This is a genomic window from Streptomyces sp. NPDC058653, from assembly GCF_042716895.1.
GTDB lineage: Bacteria > Actinomycetota > Actinomycetes > Streptomycetales > Streptomycetaceae > Streptomyces.
In genome coordinates this window covers 1-22,907 of the sequence record NZ_JBHXRM010000030.1, presented here as the reverse complement: position 1 = coordinate 22,907, position 22,907 = coordinate 1, and the positions used below count along the sequence as shown (strand labels likewise).

Annotated in this window: 19 protein-coding genes; 7 read left to right on the top strand and 12 right to left on the bottom strand. The window is 72.0% G+C overall.

Annotated features, from left to right (window positions below):
- Positions 1-267: 267 nt before the first annotated feature.
- Positions 268-3,579 carry a S8 family serine peptidase gene (locus tag ACFWU9_RS24125; protein WP_384321698.1) on the bottom strand — a complete coding sequence of 1,104 codons (3,312 nt, stop codon included), beginning with the start codon at positions 3,577-3,579 and terminating at the stop codon, positions 268-270.
- Positions 3,580-3,849: 270 nt separating this feature from the next.
- The gene (locus ACFWU9_RS24120; protein WP_384321695.1) at positions 3,850-4,446 is read right to left on the bottom strand and encodes a cysteine hydrolase family protein; all 597 of its coding nucleotides are present in this window, start codon (positions 4,444-4,446) and stop codon (positions 3,850-3,852) included.
- 115 nt (positions 4,447-4,561) lie between these two features.
- On the opposite strand from ACFWU9_RS24120, the gene ACFWU9_RS24115 reads away from it, so the two are divergent.
- A complete protein-coding gene (locus ACFWU9_RS24115) occupies positions 4,562-4,888 on the top strand; it encodes a hypothetical protein (RefSeq protein ID WP_384321693.1) in 327 nt (108 codons plus the stop codon).
- Between the two features lie 51 nt (positions 4,889-4,939).
- On the opposite strand, the gene ACFWU9_RS24110 is transcribed toward ACFWU9_RS24115, so the two are convergent.
- The gene (locus tag ACFWU9_RS24110; protein WP_384321692.1) at positions 4,940-7,219 is read right to left on the bottom strand and encodes a LuxR C-terminal-related transcriptional regulator; all 2,280 of its coding nucleotides are present in this window, start codon (positions 7,217-7,219) and stop codon (positions 4,940-4,942) included.
- Between the two features lie 820 nt (positions 7,220-8,039).
- Between ACFWU9_RS24110 and ACFWU9_RS24105 the strand changes: the two genes are divergently transcribed.
- From ACFWU9_RS24105 to ACFWU9_RS24085, 5 genes are all read left to right on the top strand, one after another.
- Complete coding sequence (locus tag ACFWU9_RS24105) at positions 8,040-8,165, top strand: hypothetical protein (RefSeq protein ID WP_384321690.1); 126 nt, start codon at positions 8,040-8,042, stop codon at positions 8,163-8,165.
- A gap of 165 nt (positions 8,166-8,330) precedes the next feature.
- Positions 8,331-8,843: an XRE family transcriptional regulator gene (locus tag ACFWU9_RS24100; protein WP_384321688.1), complete on the top strand. Its 513-nt coding sequence runs from the start codon at positions 8,331-8,333 to the stop codon at positions 8,841-8,843.
- Positions 8,840-9,415: a ParH-like protein gene (locus ACFWU9_RS24095; RefSeq protein WP_384321686.1), complete on the top strand. Its 576-nt coding sequence runs from the start codon at positions 8,840-8,842 to the stop codon at positions 9,413-9,415. The genes ACFWU9_RS24100 and ACFWU9_RS24095 overlap by 4 nt, the downstream gene beginning before the upstream one ends.
- Before the next feature lie 31 nt (positions 9,416-9,446).
- Entirely contained in the window at positions 9,447-10,601 is a 1,155-nt protein-coding gene (locus tag ACFWU9_RS24090; RefSeq protein ID WP_384321684.1) for an MAB_1171c family putative transporter, read from the top strand.
- A gap of 100 nt (positions 10,602-10,701) precedes the next feature.
- The gene (locus ACFWU9_RS24085; RefSeq protein WP_384321682.1) at positions 10,702-11,292 is read left to right on the top strand and encodes a TetR/AcrR family transcriptional regulator; all 591 of its coding nucleotides are present in this window, start codon (positions 10,702-10,704) and stop codon (positions 11,290-11,292) included.
- 4 nt (positions 11,293-11,296) lie between these two features.
- Here the strand turns inward: ACFWU9_RS24085 and ACFWU9_RS24080 are convergent, their stop codons facing one another.
- Positions 11,297-11,647 (bottom strand): VOC family protein, encoded by a 351-nt coding sequence (locus ACFWU9_RS24080; protein WP_384321680.1) that lies wholly within the window; start codon positions 11,645-11,647, stop codon positions 11,297-11,299.
- A 66-nt stretch (positions 11,648-11,713) separates the two neighbouring features.
- Positions 11,714-12,469, bottom strand: a complete 756-nt coding sequence (locus tag ACFWU9_RS24075; protein ID WP_384321678.1) for a 4'-phosphopantetheinyl transferase family protein — start codon at positions 12,467-12,469, stop codon at positions 11,714-11,716.
- 120 nt (positions 12,470-12,589) lie between these two features.
- On the opposite strand from ACFWU9_RS24075, the gene ACFWU9_RS24070 reads away from it, so the two are divergent.
- Positions 12,590-13,024, top strand: coding sequence for a VOC family protein (locus tag ACFWU9_RS24070; protein WP_384321676.1), 435 nt, complete (start codon positions 12,590-12,592; stop codon positions 13,022-13,024).
- 76 nt (positions 13,025-13,100) lie between these two features.
- On the opposite strand, the gene ACFWU9_RS24065 is transcribed toward ACFWU9_RS24070, so the two are convergent.
- The 7 genes from ACFWU9_RS24065 to ACFWU9_RS24035 form a co-directional block, all read right to left on the bottom strand.
- Entirely contained in the window at positions 13,101-14,675 is a 1,575-nt protein-coding gene (locus ACFWU9_RS24065; protein WP_384321674.1) for an MFS transporter, read from the bottom strand.
- A 43-nt stretch (positions 14,676-14,718) separates the two neighbouring features.
- Positions 14,719-15,540 (bottom strand): thioesterase II family protein, encoded by an 822-nt coding sequence (locus tag ACFWU9_RS24060; protein ID WP_384321672.1) that lies wholly within the window; start codon positions 15,538-15,540, stop codon positions 14,719-14,721.
- Positions 15,537-16,760 carry a class II histone deacetylase gene (locus ACFWU9_RS24055; protein ID WP_384321670.1) on the bottom strand — a complete coding sequence of 408 codons (1,224 nt, stop codon included), beginning with the start codon at positions 16,758-16,760 and terminating at the stop codon, positions 15,537-15,539. Before ACFWU9_RS24055 ends, ACFWU9_RS24060 begins: the two co-directional genes overlap by 4 nt.
- The gene (locus ACFWU9_RS24050; protein ID WP_384321669.1) at positions 16,757-17,065 is read right to left on the bottom strand and encodes a hypothetical protein; all 309 of its coding nucleotides are present in this window, start codon (positions 17,063-17,065) and stop codon (positions 16,757-16,759) included. Before ACFWU9_RS24050 ends, ACFWU9_RS24055 begins: the two co-directional genes overlap by 4 nt.
- A gap of 169 nt (positions 17,066-17,234) precedes the next feature.
- Positions 17,235-21,143, bottom strand: coding sequence for an aminotransferase class I/II-fold pyridoxal phosphate-dependent enzyme (locus ACFWU9_RS24045; protein ID WP_384321667.1), 3,909 nt, complete (start codon positions 21,141-21,143; stop codon positions 17,235-17,237).
- Positions 21,140-22,261, bottom strand: a complete 1,122-nt coding sequence (locus ACFWU9_RS24040; protein WP_384321665.1) for a DNA alkylation repair protein — start codon at positions 22,259-22,261, stop codon at positions 21,140-21,142. Before ACFWU9_RS24040 ends, ACFWU9_RS24045 begins: the two co-directional genes overlap by 4 nt.
- Positions 22,254-22,907, bottom strand: a 654-nt coding sequence (locus tag ACFWU9_RS24035; protein WP_384321662.1) for an acyltransferase domain-containing protein, incomplete at its 5' end; no start/stop codon positions are given. The genes ACFWU9_RS24040 and ACFWU9_RS24035, both read right to left, overlap by 8 nt.

Below are 22,907 nucleotides of genomic sequence, written 5' to 3'. Positions count from 1 at the left end.
ACGGCCACCACCCCCACGCGATCATCGGCTCAGGTGTCGCACATACCCGTCACGTGGCACACGGCACACACGGAACGATCCCGCATGGAAAGTAGTACACGCGGCCTTTCCGGCGCATGCGCGACATACATCCGACTTCCGGGAGCTGATGCCCGCCCCGTCGGTCGAGCGCCGGAGTACGCCGCCCCAGGTACCGACGCGCCCGTACGACCGCGCGGGCGGTCGTACGGGCGGTGGTGCGAGCGGTGGTGCGGGTCGCGCGGGCGGCTACCTCGTGCGATAGGCGTCGATGATCGTCTGGCCGAACGAGTTCCCCTTGCGGTCCGTCACACGGGCCCTGAAGGAGACGGACCCGCCGGCCGCCGGGTTGTCGACGGTCACCTTCCCCTTGTGCACGGAGGCCTGACGCCAGGTGGAACCGCTGTCGTACGAGACCGACACCTGGAAAGACGTGTGCCCCTGCCCGCCGGCCGTCCCGCGCACCGTGACCGGCACGCTCTGCCGTACCCCGGCCGGGGCCGTGGAGTCGGCGGCGAGCTTCGGCGCGTAACGGACGACACTCGTCGGCAGTGCGACCGCTCCGTCCGTACGGGCGGAGGTGAACTCGGCCTGCCAGGTGACCGTGGAACTCACCGGTGACACGCCCGTTCCGGCCCGGCCGACGGTGGTCACCACGCGGTACTTCGCCCTGCCGGGGGGCAGTTCGAAGTCGACCGCGTCCAACACGTCGGCGGCGGTGGCGAGTTGCCGCCCGTCGCGGTAGACCGTCGTGGAGGCGGACTTCGGGTCGTACACGCTCGCGCCCAGATGGCCCTCGCCGTCGGCGAACGGTGTGATGCGGCCGGTGAGCGTGTCGCCGTCGCGGACCAGACCCGCGCCCTCGCCGACGAGCGCCGGGCCGAACACCCCGGTGTTCATGGTGCTCGTACCGCTGCTGCCGGCTTCGTAGCGCCGCCGCGGAAGGTGGTACTCGGCCTGCGGGTCGTAGGCGTCGTCGAGCTGTTGGGTGTAGACGCCCCAGCGCCGCCCTCCCTGGAGGTAGATCGTCCGGGTGCTCGGCAGGTCCGAGTAGAAACCGACCGCCCCGAACGAGTCGTCCGGCGGAAGGGTCCAGGTGAGCCCCACGGCCCCTGCCACCGGGGAGCCCAGGCGCACGGTCTGCTTGGCCAGATCACGCCATGTCACATGCTGCGTATGACCGTTGTAGAAGCCGTCCTTGAGCGTGTCGGTGACATGGAACTGGGTGTCCCCGCTCTGCCAGTGGGACATGAACCGTGAGGTCACCTCGCCCGGTTCCGGGGAGGCTCCGAGCTGGGCGGCGCGGACGTTGGCCAGGTTCGAACCGAGTCCGACGGAGGTCGTCGTGGTGGCGTCGCCCGATCGCGCCGTGGTGGCCATGAAGGAGGAGTAACCCACGGCGTCGGGGTCCGGAACGGTCACATCGATCGGCCGCGCCCGCCGGGCGTCGATCTCGATCGTCATGTCCTTGTCGACCGTCAGTTTCGGCGCGATGAGGTAGTCGATCCCGAGTCCGCCGTCGTCGGGCCTGGAGAAGGTCTTGCCCACGACCGTGTAGTCACCCGCGGGTACGCGGACCGTTCCAGTGCCGTCCTCGCCCGCCACCAGCTCGAAGACGTCGGTACCGATGCCGGTCAGATAGCCGGCCCAGTCGAAGGCTCCGGGCGTGCTCCCGTCCCGGCCGACGGCCTTGAAGGTGACGTCGAAGGTGTGCGCCGCCCGCTCGACGCCTCCGACGTGACGAACGGTCTGACCGGCCCCGGTCGCGGTCACCGCCACGCTGTACGCGCCCGTGGTGTCCCCGCCGATCCTGGTGTCGACCGTGACGACCACGTCGGCGGTGCCGCCGGCCGGCACGGTGATCCGGTCCGCGGAGAGGGTGAGGAAGCCCGCCGGAGCGGCGCCGCCCGACGGGGCGGTCGCCCCGGCGTCGAGCGCGAGATCGACGGGGCTCTCACCGTCGTTGCGGTACGTCAGGGTCCGGGTGAGCGGTTCGTCGTCGGTGTGCGGCCAGGGGACGGCGCCGAAGTTGAGGGACGCGGGCTCGGCGGCGACGGTCTGCTCGGTGGCGCGCACCAGGTCGACGCGGCCGGTGCCCTGTTCGTACACGCCGTGGTCGCCCGGGGTGGCCGAACCGACCAGCGCCGACTTGATCTGCCGGCCCGTCCAGTCCGGACGCGCCTGGGCCAGCAGGGCCGCGGCGCCCGCGACATGCGGGGAGGCCATGGAGGTGCCGCTCATCGCCGCGTACGCGGGCCGGGGCTCCTCGCCGGTGGGCGGCGCGCCCGCGGCGGAGGCGGCGGTGATGTCCACGCCGGGGGCGGTGAGGTCGGGCTTCACTCCCCCGTCCTCGATCCGGGGCCCCCGGGACGAGAAGGACGCGAGCGCGTCCTGCTTGTCGACGGCGCCCACGGTCAGAGCGCCCTCGGCGACACCGGGTGACCTGAGCGAACCGGCGGCGGGACCGGAGTTGCCGGCGGCCACGACGAACAGCGCCCGGTCGGACAGCGCGTCGACCGTCTCCTCCAGCGGATCGGTCCCGAACTCGTCGGGAGCGCCCAGCGACATGTTGACCACGTCGGCGCCCTGCTCGACCGCCCACTCCATGCCCGCGACGATCTCCGAAGTCAGTCCGCTTCCGGAGGAGTTGAGCACCTTGCCGATGAGGAGGTCGGCGCCGGGCGCCGCGCCGCGGTACCTGCCGTCCGACGCGGCGCCGGTCCCGGCGGCCGTGGAGGCCACGTGCGTGCCGTGGCCGTTGTGGTCGTCGGTGTCCGCCTCGCCGGTGAAGTTCTGCTGTGCGACGATCTTGTCCTTGACGTCGGGATGGCCGGCGTCGATGCCCGTGTCGAGTACGGCGATCTTGACCCCGGTGCCGTCGTACCCCTTCTCCCACACCTGCGGCGCGCCGATCTGCGGCACGCTCACGTCCAGTGCGGCCTCCACGACACCGTCGAGGCCGACGGACTCGACGCCGGGGGCCAGTTCGCTCACGCCGTCGGAGGTGTCGGTGAGGGCGGACCAGGCCGCGGCCGTGCTCTGCGGCTCCACGACGAGCGCGTCGCCCTCGACCGCCTTGAGGTCCCGCACGGGCTCGCTGCTCCGTGCCTGGAGCCGGCCGCGTACGGCGGGGTCGGCCTTCGTGTACGTGACGATCAGGGGCAGTCCGGTGCCTGCCAGGTCGGTGTACTCGGGGCGGGCGAGTTCGGTGGCGTCGAACAGGGACCGATCGATCCTGCCCTGGGCTATCAGCGGCTCGACGTCGGCCGGAATGACGTAGCTGTGCCCGTCGGACTCGCTGATCTGGACCGGCACGGAGCGGCGGCCCTCGGCGGGTGTCGTCCCGAGGACGCGGCCGTCCTCGTTCAGCAGGACGCGGTCACCGGTGATCAGGGTCAGGGTGCGGGCCGGAGTCCCCTTCGCGGCTGCGGGCGGCCGGGAGTTCGGTGCCGTGCCGTCGTCGGCGACGGCCGACGGGAGGCCCGGTGGGAAGGCCGTCGCGAGGGCGAGTGCCGTCGTCACGGCGGCGGTCAGCGGGCTGATGCGTCTCTTTCTCGACACTGTTGTCCCTACTCTGCGAGCGAGGTCACCGGAGAACACGCGGATTGGTCCAGTCCTTTAGTGACCATGTTGGCATGCACGCCTCATGGAAACCAGCAGGCCGTCGAAGCGCAGGAGCCTCAGACCCGGCCCTCGAACTCCCCGTGCCGGGGCCTGCTTGACGGCCCGTGACGATCTTCTCGGCGGCTCATGACAGCGCCGCCGGCCCGGGGCAGCCACCAGGCTCCCGGGACCGGCGGCGTCGATCTGCCGCGCCGGCCGTGGATGACGTCAGACGGCCTTGAGAAGCTCGCGCAGCTCGGCGGTGTCGATGACATAGGCCCTGGTCGGGAACACCTTCTCGACCAGGAGCTGATGGACCTCGGGGTTGAGGTCGGCGCAGCAGTCCGACAGGACGTAGACGCGGTAGTCGCGGTCGATGGCGTCGACCAGCGTGGCCAGGACGACGCCGCTGGTGCTGAGGCCCCCGAGGATCAGGGTGTCGACGCCGCGCGCGCCCAACTGCTCGTGGAGATCGGTCGTCGAGCCGGCGCCGACGCGAACCTTGCGTACGACGATGTCGCCGTCCTCGGGGGTGATCCGCTCGTCTATCCGCGTGCCGTTGTCCTCGTGGTGGAGCCGCTTCGCGGCGGCCACGGCCGAGAAGTGCCTGTTGGTCTCGGGAATCGCCGCCCAGTCGTCCTCGGTGAAGCCGCTGCGGACATAGCCCACGGTGCCGCCGACGGCGCGGACATCGGCGATGGCGCCCTTGATCCGGTCCATCAGGGCGTCGGGCTCAGGGGCGCGCGGGACGGTCCCGTTCTGGAAATCCATCGCCAGCAGGGCGGTCCGCGCGGGAACGATCGCGGGCAGGGCGGGGGTGCTCATGAAGGGGTTCTCCTCGGTGAATTTCACAGTCGTGGCCAGGCAGTTGAGGTTATCCGCCGACTCGTCGCGAACCGGGGTCCCCGATCGGGCGGAGGGGGCTGTAGGGGTTTCCCCGATGCTCTCCAGCGGTGAGCGGCAACTGATCGCGGCGGCGCGCACCTGGCTGTCCGCCGCGCCCGTGGTCCCGCTGGACGAGGCCACCCGCCATCTCGACATGCGGAGCGAGGCCGTGGTCGAGTCGGCCTTCGCCGCCCGGCCGGGAACATTGATCGTCATCGCCCACCGCCTGGCGTCCGCGCTGGGTGGCCGGCGTGTCCTGTTGTTGGACGACACCAGGGCGGTGTGCGGTACGCACGCCGACCTGCTGTCGGCGGAGCCGGGTTACGCGGCACTCGTCGGCCACTGGGACGGGACGAGGGGACGCGGCGCGCCGGGGGCGTGAGCGGCCGCCCGCCGCGACACGCGCGTCAAGTGCGCGTGCACAGGGGGCGGTTCAGACGCCGGCCGGTCGCGCCGTTCCGTACGCCGCCACCAGCGCCGCCCGCGAGCGGGTGCCCGTCTTGCGGAAGACCCGGGTGAGGTGGGCCTCCACCGTCTTGACGGAGACGAACAGATCACGGGCGATGTCGCGGTTGGACATGCCCCGGCACACCATGCCGAGGATCTGGCGCTCGCGGTGGGAGAGGCCCGCCCCGGCGACGTCGGGACCGCGCGCACCGCGCGGTCGACGCGCACCGATCGCACGCTGTACGTCCACGGAGAGTTGCCGCAGATGGCCCGAATCGGTGTGCTCCGCACGGGACTTCGCCAGTCCGGCGTGCAGCGTGGCCTCCGTCAGCCGACCCGCTTCCATCAGCCGCCGGGCCAGCAGCAGGCGGGTGCGGCACTCCAGGAGGAGCGCCCCGTCGTTCGCGTGGTGCTTCACCGCGGCGGCCAGCAGCGGGATCGCGGCCTCGTCCGTGGCGAGGGCCGCCTCGGCGCGCAGGACGGCGGCGTGGTCGGCCGCCAGCCGCGACCTGGCCGCCGCGGCGCGGGCCGTGGCCACCCACGTACGCGCGCCGGCGGAGCGACCGGCCGCGGCGGCGCGGGAGGCGAGGGACCACCAGACCGCCGGGCCGGTGGCGGGGTCGGGCGGCGCCCCGGCGTCGGCGGCGCCCGAGAGGAGCAGCCGCAGGCTGTCGTCCGGTCTGCCCGCCTCCAACTGGACGGCGGCCATCAGCAGCGTGGCGGCCCGCCCCGGCCCGTCGGGCAGTTCGCCCGGCTGGGCCAGGTCGGGGATCAGGGCGGATGCGGCCTCGTGGCCGACCGACCAGAGCGCGATCCAGCCGCGTACCACCCGTGCCTGGTGGGCCAGTTCGGCGCAGCCCAGCGAACGTGCGACCGCCTCGGCCTCGACGGCCGCCGTCGACGCGACGCCGAGACGGCCCAGCGTCGTCTCGGCCGCGGCCTGCCCGATCAGCAGCGCGGGCAGGTCGACGGTGCGTCCGCCGAGCCGGGCGCACCGCACTCCCCGGGCGAACAGACGCGCGGCGTCCGCATGACGGCCCGTCAGATGCTGTGCCCGGCCGAGCCGGACGATCGCGTCCAACGCGTCGGTCAGCATCGCGTCCGTGAGAAGGCCCGCCCGGTGTGCGGCCTCATCGACGGCCGCGTCCCGCGCGGTGGTGTCGGAGGCGAGGACCGTGGCCAGAGCAAGACTGGCGGCCCCGCCCATCCCGCGTGCCGGGTCCGGCGCGTCAGTGATCCGTGCGACGACGGCCAACTCCTTCCGTACGATGGCCACTTCACCACTCGCTGCGTGCAGCGCCGCGGACCGCGACACGAGCGGGGCCGACTCGGGGCAGATCGGGCCGGATAGCGCCGCGTCCAGCAGTGCCCGGGCCTCCCGGTGGCCGCCGAGACCGTCCTCCAGCCGCGCGTGCAGTTCGATCAGCCGCGTACGTTCCTCCGTCGTCAGTGCCGGCGAGGCCAGCACCAGGGGCAGTTGGCGTACGAAGTCGTCCCGCTCCCCCGACCGGGCCGCCGCGACGCACAACTGGCCCCGGATACGCAGAAGGGCGCCGACGGCCGCTCCCGACTCGGCCTTGGGGTGGACGCGCAGTGCCGCGCGGAGCCAGTCGGCGGCGGTGTCGGGCCGGGTGTCCAGCAGTTGGGCGGCGGCGCGGTGCAGTCGGTCGGCGGCGTCCGCGTTCCCGGGCGGGGCGGACCGGGCGAGATGGGGGGCCTGCCGTGTGAGAGGGGCGCCGACGCGCCCGAGCGCGTCCGCCGCGGCGGCGTGGGCGGCGATACGGCGGCCGGGCGGTATCCGCGTATAGGCGAGAGCCCGCAGCAGCGGATGGCGGAAATGGAAGAGGGGTGCTCCGGACTTGTCCTCGCGCAGTACCCGCCGGGCGACGAGTTCGTCGAGCACGGCGAGCGTACGGGGCACCTCCCAGCCACTGACCGTCGCCAGCAGGGTGGGTGAGATGTCGGGGCCGAGGACCGCGCCGTATCCGCCGGCGGTGGACTGGTCGGGGGTCAGGGCGGCGAGCACGCGCGGCAATCCGGGGTCCGGCAGCGGCTGTCCCGCGTCGGTCGGCTGCCCGGCGAGTTCACGGAGTGTGGCGTCGGACAGGGCGGTCAGGGCTTCGGCCCACCACCGTTCGTCGGGGCCGAGATGACGGAGCAGCGTCGCGCGCAGGCAGTGTCCCGGCGCCGCGTGAGCGCGGTCCGTGGGGGACGTCGTGCCGGCCGAGGGGAGCGAGGCCGGGGACGACTGCCGGAGGAGTGTCATCGTTCCCTCTCGAAGGGGCGGTTCCGGTACGGGACGAGCCGGGCGCGGGCCGGAGCGGGCTGCGGGCCGGTGTGGGCCGACGCGGGGTCAGCGGCCCGGGTGCCCGGAGCGGCGGTCGGTGAGGAGGTACGGTCCCTCCTCGTCCGCCAGCGCCTCGCCGGGCCGTTCCATCAGCCGGCGGGCGGCGTCGGGGGTCCGACGGGGAGGCGGCGCGGAACTCGCCGCTCCGCGGTCGCGAGGCGTGCTTCTGGTGGGTCCAGCCGTAGAAGAGGCCGATGGAGAGGTGCTTGAAGGAGACGTCCTCGTCGAAGCGGATGCCGGCCACCACGTCGAGTACATGGGTGAGGCGCCCCGGCCGGGCGGAGACGTGCACCTTCCAGCCCGCCGCCGCGACCTCCTGGCCCTCGCGCCGCCACGCGGTCCAGCTCCCGGAGGGTGTGCCGAGCCAGCTGGGGTGTGTCCGGGAGGGGAGGAGTTCCCCGCCGTCGGGCCGCGCGGCTTCGAGCGGTTCGCAGAAGTCGGGATCCGCGACCGTGAAGGGGTAGGGGGGTCCGCATCTGTCCTCTTCCTATGAGGTCCGAGGCGAGGTCAAGCACGGCGGCAAGCTGATATGAATACGACTGCCCTTCACATCCGCATCAGCTGTCGCGCACCACGATGACCCAGGCAGATCGGCTCGTCAACTGAAATGAATGACTTGAAAGAATTCATCCACCTTGGCTGACGCCACTCTCGCGGTCATCCGCACCCTCGGCCGCCTTCCGTGACCCCCGTCCGCTCCCCGGAGGACGTCATGCGTCACGTACCGCAGCCTCAGACCATGAGCTCGGGCGACGAGGCGGCCGGCCTGCTGCCGCCCACGATCACCACCAGCGTCAGCTCACTCAGCGTCATCTTCTGCGACTCCAGCACCACTTGGGCGGCGCCCGAGAACACGGGCGCCTGACCGGACCCACGCGGACGGGGCGGGCGCGGGGCCGGACCCCTCGCCCGCTTCGCCGTGCCCGCCTCCGGCCGCCCTCGCCGCCGCCCACTCGCAGGCCGAACTAGAATGAACGGGGCCCGGCGCGAGGAGACGCCCCAGCTGACGAGACCGGACCGGAGGTGCGACATGACGGAACCCGAGTCCGAGCCCGGTTCTGGAGCCGAACCCGGTCCCGGTCGTACTCCCGGCCCCAGCCCTGATTCCGGAGCCGAATCCGGCGCGGAAACCACGGCGCAGACGCTGGCCGGCAAGATCGACGGCCTCTTCCGCGTCGTCCGCCGCCCCAACCGCGAGCAGTACAGCCACGAGGAAGTCGCCAAGGCGTGCCGCGAGGCCACCGGCGAGAGCTTCTCGGCCACCTATCTGTGGCAGTTGCGGACCGGCCGGCGCGACAATCCGACCAAGCGGCATCTGGAAGCGCTCGCCCAGTTCTTCCAGGTCCCGGTGACGTACTTCTTCGACGACGCGCAGGGCGCGGCCATCGCCGAGGAACTCGAACTCCTCGGCGCCCTGCGCGACGCGGGCGTACGGAGCATGGCGCTGCGGGCGGTGAATCTGTCGCCGCAGGCGGTCGGCACCATCAGCGACATGATCGACGTGATAGCCCGCCGGGAACAGGGCGGAGGCTCCCCGCCGTGACCGCCGACGACGGCGCGTCGCAGGACACTTCGTCCGGCCGCGCCGTCTCCAGCCGCGAACGGAGACGGATGTGGCGGGCCTGCCGCCGTCTCGTCGACGATCTCCGGCTGCCGGACCCCTTCGACGCCGCCGAGTTCGTCCGCGGCGTCGCGGCCAGGCGCGGACGGCCGATCGAGCTCTTAGCAGTGCACGCCAGGCCCGATCTGCCCTGCGGGCTCCTGCTCACGACCGAGGCGGCCGACTACCTGATGTACGCCGCCGACACGACCCCGTTCCACCAGCAGCACATCCTGCTGCACGAAGCGGCACATCTGATCTGCGGTCACCAGGACAAGGCGTCGTTGCGCGCCGCCGCGCAGATCCTGCTCCCCAACCTCCACCCGTCGCTGGTCCAACGGGTCCTCGGCCGCACCGTCTACAGCGAACCGCAGGAGAGGGAAGCCGAGTTGGTGGCCTCCCTGATTCTCTCCCGCGTCAGTTCCCCTCGGCCGTACGACGGGGACGGCGCCGCCCAGACCGCCGTGGCACCTCTCTTCGGCCTGCCGGACGGCCGGCCACAGCAGGGCAGTTGAACAGCGACCGGGAGCCGCTCAGGTGATCGACATGGCCGTGTACGCCGCCGCGGGCATCTTCCTCTGTTTCGCCCTCTTCCGGCTCTGCGTGGCCCCCACGGGCATCATCCAGCGCTGCACCTGGGGCTTCGCGCTCTGTCTCGGAGTCTCCCTGCTGCTGAACGCGCCGAACGTCCGGCCCGCGCACGACCTCACCCCGCTCCTCGTCGTCCTGACGCACGGGCTGAAACTGGCCGCCCTGACGTGCGTCGCCCTCATCGGCGCCGCACTCGACCGGCCCTCCGTCGGCCGCGCGACCTGGCTGCGCCTCGCGGGCTGGGGCCTCGCCGTACAGGTGTCGTCGGCCGTGCTCTACAACGCCTCCCGAGTGGTCGTCACCCACGAGACCGTCCTTGTCGCACCCGGGCGCGCCTGGGCGTTCGCCCTCTACAACGTCATCTTCGCCCTGTACGGGGCGCTCTGCATCGTCCCGCTCGCCCTCGCCCTCGCCCGCCACGCGCGCCGTGCGGCGCCCGGCCGGATCAGGACGGGCCTGCGGCTGATCACCCTCGCGTGCTGCGCCGGCGTCCTGTGGACCTCGTGGGCGCTCTCCGACGCCTACGACATCCTCCGCGACGGTCACGTGGGGCTGGGTGAGGACCTGATCTCCACGCTGATGGGTGTCACGGTGGCTCTGGTCGGTGTGGGCGGCGCCTCGGCGAGATTCTGGCCGGACGTCCTCGGCACCCCCGCGCGCTGGCTCCGGGCCCGCCGCTCGTACCACGCCCTGGAACCGCTCTGGACGGCCCTGCACACCGAACTCCCCGGCATCGCCCTCCAGGACCCGTCGGCCGCCGGCCATGGACACCTCCCCTGGCGGGCCACGTTCGAGCTGTACCGCCGGGTCGTGGAGATCCGCGACGCCTACCTCGCGCTGCGCCCGTACACGGAACCGGAGACCGCCGGGAGAATCGCGGCGTCCCCGCCGGACCGCAGGGCCGTCCTCGAAGCGACGGCGATCGCCCAGGCCTTGCGGAACCGCCGCCTCAACCACCGCTTCAACGCCGCCGCTTCACCACCCTCGGTCTCAACCGCGCCCGGAACGCTGGCGGATGAGACGGCCTGGCTCCTCCAGGTGGCCCGCGCCTTCGCGACCGCCCCCGAGGTCCGGCGGATCGCCGACGGGCGGCCGAGCGAGACGAGATGACCACGAGCCACGGGTACGCGTTCTGACGGTCGCTCGCCCCAAGGGCGGCGAAGTACCGTGTGGACATGGCTTCAACAGGCCGAGGACGGGGGGCGCAACGATGACGGACGGGGTTCGCGCACAGCAGCGGAAGCAGACACGGGACGCCTTGGTGCGGGAGAGCCGGCGGCTCTTCTCGAAGCTGGGTTACGCGTCCGTGGGCCTGTCGGAGATCGTCGGGGCCGCCGGGGTGACCAAGGGCGCGCTGTACCACCACTTCGACAGCAAGGCCGATCTGTTCCGGGCCGTCCTGGAGCAGGTGCAGCGGGAGGTCGCCGCGCACATCGCGGCCGACGCGGATGCCCAGGAGGACGCCTGGGACCAGTTCACCTACGGCTGCCAGGCGTTCCTCAGCGCGACCACGGACCCCGCGATCCAGCGCATCATGCTCGTCGACGGACCGGCGGTGCTCGGCTGGCGGGACTGGCGGGCGATGAACGAGGCCACCTCGGGCCGTCATCTGGCCCAGGCGCTCACCGTGCTGATCCACGAGGGCACGATCCCCGCACAGCCCGTGGCACCGCTCGCGCATCTGCTGTCGGGGGCGATGAACGAGGCCGCGTTGTGGCTGGCGACGTCGGAGGTCCCGTCCGATCTCGGGGACACCCGGCAGGCGCTGGCGCGGATGCTGGAGGCGCTGCGGGCGAGGTGACCGGTCACACCGGTGCGACGACATCGATACGGACCCCGTTGGGGTCGGTGATGACGAGGTGTCCGCGATCGAGATGCGCGGCGGCCCCGAGGGACGCGATCCGGTCCCACTCCTCGGCCGACCCGTCCACCGCGAGGGTGAGCCGTACGGCGCGCACCGGCCGGCGGAGCGCGTCGGGCAGTGCGGGGTGAGCGTGGTCGAGCAGCGCGAGTTCGTGCTCTCGTCCGCCGGGCCGGGTGAGACCGGCGTACCACCGCGTCGTGAACGTGGCGGTGAAGCCGAACAGTCTGTTGTAGAAGCTGCGGGACTCCCCCAGCCGCGAGGTGCAGATCACCGGACAGAAGCTGGTCAGCATGGGGGGCCGTCTCTGCTCGCGTACCATCGGTATGCGAACTGAACCTAATGGCATACCGATGGCATGTCAACGCGGCTCTCTTCTCTCCAACGAGCCGACGCCGCCCAGGACATGGCCGTACGCCGACCAATTCAGCTCGCCCGGTCCTGGGGGCACCCGCACCCACCGGGGCACGGCCAGCGCCGCCGCGTGCGTACGGCTCCGCGCCCCGAGGGACAGATTGACCACGCTCCAGCCCGGGGGCCTTCCCTCTCCCCCGGCCCCCAGATAGTCCCGGTCCAGCCCCCGGCCGAGCCCGGTCCCCAGAGCTTTCAGATACGCCTCCTTACGCGTCCACAACCGGCAGAATTCCAGGGGCAGTTCGGCGCGGAGGACCCGGCGCAGCTCCTCGCGCTCGCGCGGATGCAGCCGCGCCAGGCAGAGTTGTACGGTCCCACGGCCGGGCAGCCGGTCCACGTCGACCCCGACGGGCACGTCGGCGATCCCGATGAGCGTGATGCCGGGGCAGTGGGAGAGGGAGAAGTGCGGGGCGCCGGGGCCGCCGAGGAGTACGGGCCTGCCGTTCGGGCCGCCGCAGTGCGCGCACCGGTCACGGCCGAAGCGCAGGTCCCGGGGGTGGACCCCCAGCCGGTCACCCAGCAGCAACCGCAGCCCCACATGCGCCGCGAGGTACATCGACCGGTCGCGCGGACGCGTCAGGGAGGCCGCCTTGGCCCGCTCCCCCGCGTCCAGCAGGGAGAGCGAGAGTTCCTCCCGCCACGGGGGTGCCTGCCGTACCGCCCAGACCCGGACCCCGTCCGCCGGGCGCGCCGCCGATGCCATGTCGACCTGCCTTCGATCCGGGGCCCGGGGCCGGTGCCGTGCGCGCGCCCGGACGTGACGCGGGGCCGGACGCCTCGTTGAGACAAGTCGACCGCGTACCCGGCCCAGAACGGTGCTGTGATGACCCCCTCAGCCGTGACCAGCTTCTATCCCGTGCTCTGCACCGAGCGGATCGGTGAGTCCGTGGCGTTCTACCGCACATTCTTCGGATTCGAGACGACCTACACGAGCGACTGGTACGTCAGCCTGCGGCGGCCCGAGCCACCGCACTACGAACTCGCCCTCGTCGCGGCCGGGCACGAGACGGTGCCGGAGACCTACCGCCGGCCGGCCCAGGGGCTGCTCCTCAACTTCGAGGTGGCCGATGTCGACGCCGAGTACGCGCGTCTTGTCACCCGGGCCGGGCTGAGGACCGAACTCCCCCTGCGCAGTGAGGAGTTCGGCCAGCGCCACTTCATCGTGGCCGCGCCCGACGGTGTGCTGATCGACGTCATCACGCCCATCGCCCCCACGGAGGCGTACGCGGACGCCTACGAGGAGGCGTCCGGCAGGTAGGGCGTGGAGTGCGGCCCGCGCCCTACCACGCGGGCCGCACCCCGGACACCGGCCGTGCCCATGGCGAGAGGGGCGCCTAGCTCTCCACCTTGACGGCGGTGACGACGCCGCCGTCGGCCGCCGTGTCGGTGCCCTCGGATTCCTGGCCCGCCCCGGTGGCCGGAAGCTTGATGACCACCGCCACCAGCACGGCGGAGGCGAGCGCGACGAACGCGCCGATGCCACCGATGATGTTCATGCCGTCGGTGAAGGCCTCCCGTGCGGAGCCGAGCAGAACGGCCGCCACGTCCGAGGAGAGACCCCCCGCCGCCTCGACCGCTCCGGCCAGCGTGTCGTCGGCGCCCGCCACCCCGGCCGGGACGTCCACCCCGGCGCGGTACACGGCGGCGCCGAGGCTGCCGAACAGGGCGACGCCGAGCGCCATGCCGAGTTCGGTGCTGGTCTCCGAGAGCGCGGCCGCGGACCCGGCCTGCTCGGGCTGGGCCGATCCGACGACGATGTCCGTGCCCAGGGCGATGAGCGGGCCACCGCCGGCGTAGACGAAGGCGAAGCCCGTCACCACCTGGGCGATGCCCGACGAGCTGTCGGCCAGGCTCAGCATCACATGGCCGACGCCCGACACCGCGAGCCCGACGGCGACGACGTACGCCGGGCGGAACCTGCTCGCCGCCATCGGGGACACCACGGCGGTCACGATCAGCGCGAAGGCCGCCGGCAGCAGATACAGACCGGCCTTCATCGGGGACAGTTCACCGACGAGCTGGAGGTACTGCGTCACCATCAGATACGTGCCGCCCGCCACCAGCATGCTGAGCAGCAGCGTCACCAGGGCCGTGAGGAAGGTCGAACTGCGGAAGAGCGCGAGGTCGAGCAGCGGGCTCTCCAGCGTGCGCTGTCTGCGTACGAACAGGACGCCGACGACCAGACCGACGGCGATCGCGACGAACGGGAGCGGGCCGGGCCCGTCGTTGGCGATCTCCTTCAGTCCGTAGATCACCGGGAGGATCGTGGCGAGCGACAGCGCCACGCTGACGAGGTCGATCCGGCCGGCCTCCTCGTCGCGGTACTCCGGCAGCAGGATCGGACCCGCCACCAGCAGCAGACCCATGATGGGCACGCCGAGCAGGAAGACCGAACCCCACCAGAAGTACTCCAGCATCGCGCCGCCGACCACCGGGCCGAGCGCGATGCCCACGGAGAACATGGTGACCCAGACCGCGATCGCCACCCCGCGCTGCCGTGCGTCGCGGAACATGTTGATGATCAGGGCGAGGGTCGAGGGCATCAGCGTGGCTCCGGCGATGCCCATCGCGGCCCGCGCCGCAATCAGCGTGGCCGGGTCGTCGGCGAAGACTGCGGCCACCGACGCGAGGCCGAACGCGGCGGCGCCGATGAGGAGCAGCTTCCGGCGGCCGATCCGGTCGCCCAGGGTGCCCATCGCCACCAGGAAGCCGGCGATCAGGAAGCCGTAGATGTCGATGATCCACAGCATCTGGGCGGCGGACGGGTTCAGTCCCTCACTGATGTGCGGTACGGCCAGGTGCAGCACGCTCACATCGATGGACAGCAGCAAGGTGGGCAGCGCCAGTACGGCCAGGCCCAGCCACTCACGGGGTCCTGCCTGCGCGGTGGTGTCGGCGGTGGTACTCACATGTTTCCTTTCGGGGATGGTGCGCGTCGGTGCCCGAACTCGGTCATCGGGCGAGGGGGTGTGGGACGGACGGCTCCGACCGGGGGTGGTCGGGGCCGGGGACCAGACGGGCGGCGACAACCGCCGCGTTGGCGGGTGTGTAGAGGTAGAAGTGACCGCCCGTGAACGTCTGCCGGCTGAAGCCGCCCGATGTCTCCAGCGACCACAGATGCATCCGTTCGTCGACGACGACCGGGTCGTCCACCGCGCCGAGCGCCAGGATGGGGACGCGGGTACCGGACGGCGGCCGGCGGTAGGTCTCCATCGCCTCCAGATCGGCCCGGATCGCCCGGAGCGACGACTGGACGAGGTCGGCGCGGTCCACCAGACCGGGAGACATCCCGCCCATGTCCATCAGATGCTCCAGCAGTTCGGCGTCGCTCCTGAGATGCGCGAAAGGCGGCTCGCTGGGGAAGCACGGCGGCTGCCGCGCGGAGACCGCCAGCAGGGTGGGCGGCAGACCCTTACGCTCCATCGCCCGGGTGAGCTCGTAGCCGAGCACGCTGCCGAAGCTGTGCCCGACGACCGCGTACGGCAGGGGTTCCAGCTCCGTCAGCCCTTGTACGAGGGCGTCGACCAGCGGTTCGACGCGGGCCACCAGGGGCTCGTTGATCCGCACGCCACGGCCGGGGAGTTGGGCGACGACGCAGTCCACGTCCTGCGGCAGCACCTGCCACCAGGACCGGAACGCGGACGGCCACCCGCCCGCGTGCGGGAGCGCCACGACGCGGAACCGGGCGCGGGGCCGCGCCCCAAGGCCGGTGCCGGTGCCCTCCCCCGTCCGACGCGCGCCGCGCCCCACCGTCATCCACCAGCCGCCGCTCATCGCGGGACCCCTGCCCCGGGTACCTCGGCGGCCTTGGGTGTGCCGGCAGTCCCGGGCGCGTCGGCTACCCCGGGTGCGTCGACCGCCTCGCGTGCCGGGGTCGCTTCGCGTGCCGGGGGCGCCAACAGAGGGTGGTGGCCCTCCAGATGGGCGATCACCCGCTCCTGGTGACGCTGGAGGCGCTGGCCCGGAAGGTGTTCGAGCGAGTGCAGGAAAGGGTCCTGAGGGGCCGGCAGTCCGGCGACCCCACTGGCCGTGCCCAGCACCAGCATCGGCTGGTACCACGCCGAATAGCCGCCCTCGTGGGCGAAAACAACCCTGCCCCCGGTCAGTTCGTCCGCGAGCCGGCACATCGTCGACGTCATCGTGTGGAAGGTCCGGCTGGTGCAGAGCATCCGGCCCATCGGATCGTGGCCGCTCGCGTCGACGCCCGCCGCCACGAGGATCAGATCGGGGCCGAAGGCACGGGCCGCCGGCTCCACGATCCGGTCCATCACCGCGAGATACGCGCCGTGGCCCGAGCCGGCGGGCAGCGGCACGTTGAGCGTGCCGCCGGCCCCCGCGCCCGCGCCGGTCTCCAGTACGAGACCGGACGCCGCCGGGAAGAGCCCTTCCTGGTGCACCGAGATGTACAGCACGTCCGGGTCCTCGTAGAAGGTCCGCTGGATGCCGTTGCCGTGGTGCACGTCCCAGTCCAGGATCAGCACACGGCGCGCCCCCTGACGCTGTGCCACGCGCGCGGCCACCGCCAGGTTGTTGTAGAGGCAGAGAGCCATCGCCCGGTCCGGCTCCGCGTGATGGCCCGGCGGCCTCACCAGGCAGTAGGCCCGGTCGAAGCGGCCCTCCAGGACACCGGTGACCGCCTGCGTACAGGCACCGACGGCGAGTCTCGCGGCCCGCGCGCTGTGGTAGTTGACGTACGCGTACACACCGGCGTCGCCCGCCCCGGCCGCCGAGGCGGCCTCGACCCGCTCGATGTGCTCGGGGACGTGCACGAGGAGCAGTTCCTCGTCGGAGGCGGGCGCCGGGGTGAGGCCGGTGAACCGGTCCATCACACCGGACGCCTTGACCAGCCCCTCGGCACGCCGGAGATCGGGGTCGACCGCGAACTGGCGGAGCGGCTCGACACCCGGTCCGACCGGCACGTACCCCGATCCGGGACCGGGGTCGTGCCAGAAGCAGATCTCGTGGCTGTACCACGCGAGACGGGAGGTTTTCACCAGCCGGACAGACCCAGCGAGGCCCGGCTGAACCCGGAGACCTTCTCGATGTACTGGAGGTAGTACTCGCGCTCCTCGTCCGGCGTACGCTTGGTGCGCAGCGTCGTCCCGAGGAGTCCGAGGACCTCCTCGGCCTCCGCCGGCGTCAGCCGCCGGTCACCGATCTCCTTCTCCACCGCGCGGATCCGCGCGGTCGGCTCCAGCACGCCGGACGCGTACGCGCCCTGGTCGGTGCCGTGATTGCGGGTCGAGGCGATGGTCTTCAGGATCGCCCCGAAGAACGCCGTGGTGTCGATGTCGGTCATGGCCGTGGCCCCCTGGTTGCCGTGCGGTGATGGGCGGACGGTGTCCGTCTCTGTGGACCGCTCCATTCCTGTGCGAGCGCCGCGCTCCCGCGGACCGCCGGGTTCCTCGCCGGGTCCCCGTGGATCGCGTGGATCGCGTGTCGCGTGGGTCGCTCCGTCGGACCGGTGTTCAGCGGATCAGGCCGCAGGCGCGGCCGGCCTTCTCCAGCGTCATGACGGCCGCGTCCAGATCGGCGTCGGAGTGGCCGAGGTTGACGATGGTCCGCAGCCGGGGCAGCGCCCGCGGGACGGCCGGGTAGACGATCGGCTGCACGAAGAGCCCGTCCTGCTGGCAGAGCCGGGCCATGGTCCCCGCCTGATCGGCACTGGCGCAGATGACGGGCACCACCGGTGTCTCACTGGCGAGGGTGTCGAAGCCGAGGGCGCGCAGCTGCTCGCGGTACCGGCTCGTCTTCGTCCGCAGCTCCCGGGTGAGCGAGGGGGCGGCCTCCATCACCTCGATCGCCGCCTTGGCCGCCGCCACCTGGGCCGGGGTCACGGCTGCGGAGAACATCCAGCCGCGCGCGTTGTTCTTCAGCGCGAAGATCAGGTCGGCGGACCCGGCGACGTAACCACCCGCGCTCGGCACCGTCTTGGAGAGCGTCCCCATCTTGACGTCGACCCGTGCCGGGTCGATGCCGAAGTGCTCGGTGATTCCCCGGCCGGTGGCACCGAGGACACCCAGGCTGTGTGCCTCGTCGACCATCAGCGGCGCGTCGTAGCGCTCGCACAGCTCCACGACGCCGGGCAGATCGGCCACGTCGCCGTCCATGCTGAAGACGGCGTCCGTGACGACCAGCCGGCCCGCGTCCCCCGCCTTGCGCAGGGCGCGTTCCAGGTCGGCGAGATCGTTGTGGGCGTACGTGATGACCGACGCGCCCGAGAGCCGGTACCCGTCCAGGATGCTGGCGTGGTTGTAGACGTCGCCCATGACGACGTCGCCGGGACCGACGAGAGCGCCGAGCGTCGCCACGTTCGCCATGTAACCGCTGGAGAAGACGATGGCGTCCTCGGTGCCCAGGAAGCGGGCGAGGGCCAACTCCAGCTCCCGGTGCAGGTGGAGGGTGCCCGCCAGCAGCCGTACCCCGTGCGCGCCGGTGCCGTGCCGCTCCACGGCGCGCAGGGCCTGGTCGTCGATGTAGTCGTGCCCGATGAGCCCGAGGTAGCTGTAGGAGGCGAAGTTGAGGAACCAGCGGCCGTCGAACTTGATACGGGGGCCGGTGGCCTCCTCGATGACGGGCTCGTAGAAGTACTCGTCCTTGGCGACGATCAGCCGGTCCTCGGTCGACAGGGTGTCGATGCGCCGGTCGATGAACCTGCCGTGCGGGGCGTCGGCCAGTCGGCCGGGCAGAGTCCGCCGCGGTACGCGGTCGGCAGCCCGGGACGGCGAGGACGCCGGGTGCGGGGCCACGGTTCGGGCCGGGGTGGGAGGCGGCTGCACCGGCGGGGCCGAGGGGGCGGCGGCCGGGGCGGGAGCCGTGTCCCTGAAGCGGTCCCAGTCGGGGACGAAGGACTCGGGGGCGAAGGACTCGGCGGTGGCGGACGGCGCCGGTTGCCGCGGCACCGGGACGTGCGGCGCACGAGCCGGAGGCGCGGCCGGCGTCCGCGGAGGCGGCGGGGTTACGCGGACGGGTGCCGGGATCACGGCGGAGACCGGCGCGGCTGGGGCCGGCCCGGCGGCGGTCGGACCGGTGCGCGGCAGCGATTCGAGGTGGGCCAACAGCGCCCCGACGTTGGTGCGTTCGAAGAACACCATGGGGTCGATGTCGAGCCCGTCGGTGGCCAGCGACGCCGCGAGCTCGACCGCCATCATCGAGTCGAGTCCCAGTTCCAGGAGGTCGTCCTCGGCGGACACACCGTCGAGATGCAGGACGTTCGTGAGCGCGTGGGTGAGCGACGGCCACAGCCCGGAGTCCGGTGTGACAGCTGTCATGGATGCATCCTTCGCTTCAGCGGCGGCGGACAGGACGTAATGCGCGGGCGGGCGGCCCAGGGCCGTACGGAGCAGGTCGATGCCGTCGTCCGGGGTGAGGGCCGGGATGCCGTGCGCGGCGGCCTTCGGGGCGATGGACTCGCCCATCCCGACGGTCCACAGCCCCCAGCCGAGGCTGTACCAGGCGCGGCCCTCGGCGCGCTGCCGGGCGGCGTAGCCCTCCAGATAGGCGTTGGCGGCGGCGTAGGCGCTCTGGCCGAGGTTCGCCCGTACGGCGGCGACCGAGGAGAACAGGGCGACGAAACCCGGCTGTTGCTGGTCGGAGAACAGGTCGGTGAGCGCGTGTACGCCGCCGATCTTGGGCCCGAGGACGGTGTCCACCTGCTCCGGCGTCAGACTGCGGGCGAGTCCGTCGCGCAGGACTCCGGCGGAGTGGAACACCCCGTCATAGCGTGGGGCTCCTGCCAGTTCCTCGCGGAGTGAGCGGACGTCCGCCGCCACGACCGTCAGGTCGCAGCGCGCTCCGAGCCGGTCGAGACGCTCGCGGGCGTCCCCCTGGTCGGGCACCGAGCGCCCGACAAGGGTCAGTTGGGCGCAGCCCGCGTCCGCGAGGAACTCGGCGACGCGCAGACCGATTCCGCCCATGCCGCCGGTGATCAGGAAGCGGCCACCGCCGTATCGCACGGGCGCGGTGCCGGACATGTGCTGCGGCTCCACGGAGGGCTCGTACCAGGCGCCGTCGCGTCGGGCGAGTTCCGGACGGTCCAAGCCGAGCACGTCCCGGAGGACTTCGGCGTCGTCGGGGCCGTCGGCGTACTCGGGGCCGAGATCGACCAGGCGAACCTTGGTACGGGGGTGCTCGACGCGCAGCGTACGGCCGAGGCCCCACAGCGCGGTCATGAACGGATCGACGACATCCTCCGCCGCCACCTGGTGCGCGCCGGAGGTGACGATCAGCAGGTCGGCCATCGGCGGGCGCGCCGCGAGCCGCCGTATCAGCGCGAAGAACGCTTGCAGCGCCTCCGTCACCTGCCCCTGGCCGTTCAGCCCGCGTGGGGCGACGTACACGACGTCCCGGAAGGCGGCGTCCTGCGGCAGCGTGTCGAGGCCCCCGTCCGAGAGCAGCGCCGGTGTCAGATGTACGCCGCCCTCCAAGAGGCGCGGGTCGTGCGTGGACACGATCAGCACGGGCCCCTCGGGCGCGGTCACCGGGCGTACGGGAGTGGCGTCGGCCTTGCGCCAGACGACCGTCTCGATCAACGGGACGGCGCGGGGCTCCTGTTGGGCGGCGGCGGGCGGCTCGGACACCGTGGATGGAGTGGGCACGGGGGACTTGGCGGCCTTGAGTGTGACGCGGTCCAGTTCCAGCAGGACCTCCCCCTGCTGGTTGCAGAGCGTGGCCCGTCCCCGTACCGCACCCCCCTTGCCCTCGCCCGGCTCCTCCCGCTCGACCAGCGCGATCACCGTGCCGGAGATCCTGCGACGGGCCACCAGCCGGCCCACGTACCAGGGCAGGCACGCCCCGGCGGCGCCCCCGTCGAGCATCCCGAGCGCCTGGAACACGCTGTCGAGCAGCGCCGGCGGTACGAAGGGAGGGTCCGGCGTCCCGTTCGATTCGTCGGCGGCCCGGAGCATCAGCAGCATCCGGCCCGGGCCCCGGTGCGCCGACCGGATCACCTGGTACGCCGGCCCGTACGTGATCCCGCTCGCCTCACGCCACGCGGCCACCTCCGACAGCGGCACCTGCTCCGTACAGCCGGCGCGCAGCGCGGCGAGGTCGACGTAGCGGGGCGGCGGCAACGGGCTGCCGGACACCCGGGCGGTGCTGTGCACGAGCGGTGCGCCGTCCTCCGGCCCCGGCGAACGAACCGCGCAGCCGCCGTCCCCGGCCGCCTGGACCTCCAGCTCCGCCTGGGCACCCACCACCAACAGCGGTACACGAAAGGCGACTTGCTCCAGCGTCCACGAGCAGTCGGGGCGGCGGGCGTCGCAGGCGGAGAGCATGGCGTCGATCTGCGCGGCGGCGGGCAGGACCGGGATGCCGCCGATCCGGTGGTGGGAGACCAGCGGATCGGCGGCGCTGAGGACCGATCTGTGGCCGGTCATGTGAGTAGCCCGAATCTCCCGGTGGCCTGGACGAGACCGTTCACCTGGATGTCGACGGTGTGCTCACCCGGGTAGTACCGCCGGGTCTGCACCTCCTTGATCGTGTGGGTCTTCTCCAGGGACCGCCGCTCGCCGGGGCCGAGTTCGAGGGTGGTCAGCTTGAAGACCTTCGGGATGCTGCGCCCGTTCTTCCGTACGTGGTGCACCACGTAGTCGATCGCGATGCTGTGCGCCCGGTCGTCGGTGTTCTCGACCTCGAAGCCGATGACGAGGGTGTCCCCGATGGTCACCGTCCGGGGGCTGACGCTCAGCCGGGGTACGCGCACATGCTCGCCGCCGGTGGCCCCGAGAATGGCCAGAGCCTGCTGATCGCCCTTCTTCACCAGCGTCCGCAGTCCGTGCTTGACGATCCAGTTGGTCTCGGGGGTCGGGCTCTCCTCCAGCCACCGCAGCGCGGTGTCGAGTGCGAGATCGGGGGCGTCCTTGGAGATGTCGTTGAGGTTGTTGGCGACGGACTTGCGTACGTACTCCGAGGGGTCGCTGCGCAGCGGTTCGAGGATCTCCAGGACGGGCCGCGGGTCCTTGACGAACCTGGTCAGGATGCGGGCCCAGGGCAGCCGGGAGCGGATTCCCTCGGTCGCCAGGCGCCGCACGTTGTGGCTGGGGCTCCGCGCCCAGAGGGCGACGCGCTCCATCGTCGGCGCGTAGTGCTGTTCGACGTAGGGCCGGATCGCGTACTCGCCGGTGTGCCGCCTGGTGATCTCCTCGATGGCGTCCAGCGACAGATCGGGGTGGTCGAGACCGTACTCCTCCACGAACCGCGCGACAGGCATGAGGAACCAGCTGGAGTTGAACATGCCTTCCCCCTCGGCGAGTTCGTCGCCGAGGACGGTGAGGAGGATCGGTACGGCATGGGGGTACTCGGCGGGCAGACGGCTGCGCAGTCCCTCGGCCAGGACGAGGACGCGGTCCTTCAGTTCCTTGTCGGGAATACGCGACTCGACCTCCGCCGCGTAGCCCTCCACGTCGAACCCGGGGTGGACGGCACGGATCCGGTCGCCGATCAGGCGCGCCGCGTCGCCGTTGAAGTGTCGCTTGAGTCCGTATTCGCTAGCCATGGTTCTGGTGCCTCTTCGTCTCGTTCTTCTGGATCCGGTGCTGGTGCGGGTGCTGATTCTGGTTCTGGATCGATGTGGTGTCGTGCGGGCCGGAGGAGATCCAGAACCGCTGTCGGTTGAAGGGATAGGTGGGGACGGTGGTGGTGCGCCGGCCCTTCCCGTGGTGCAGACCGGACCAGTCCAGATCGGCCGAGGTCTGGTTGACGTACGCGGCGACGGCCGCGTGCAGTTGGACCTGATCGGCGCGGTCCCGCCGTAGTGTGCTGAGCCATACCGGCTGGGTCCCGCCGGACCATGACGCCTTCGCGAGCGAGGTCAGTTGGGGATGCGAGCCGATCTCCCACACCGATCCTGGAGCCAACTCGCCGAGCGCGGCGATGGCTTGGGAGAAGCGCACGGGTTCTCGGATGGCGCGGCCCCAGTAACCCGGGTCCGGGGCCGTCCGCTCGTCGTGCCAGCCGCCCGTCACGGTCGACGCGAACGGAATCACCGGAGCCGACAACGTCCTGCCGGACATCGCCTCCACGAACGGCGCCACCGCACCCTCGATCGCAGCCGAATGGAACGCATGACTTACCGTCAGCAACTGCGTCCGCAGACCAGAATCCCGACAGAACGCGGCAACCGCGTCTGCGGGTCCGGTGAC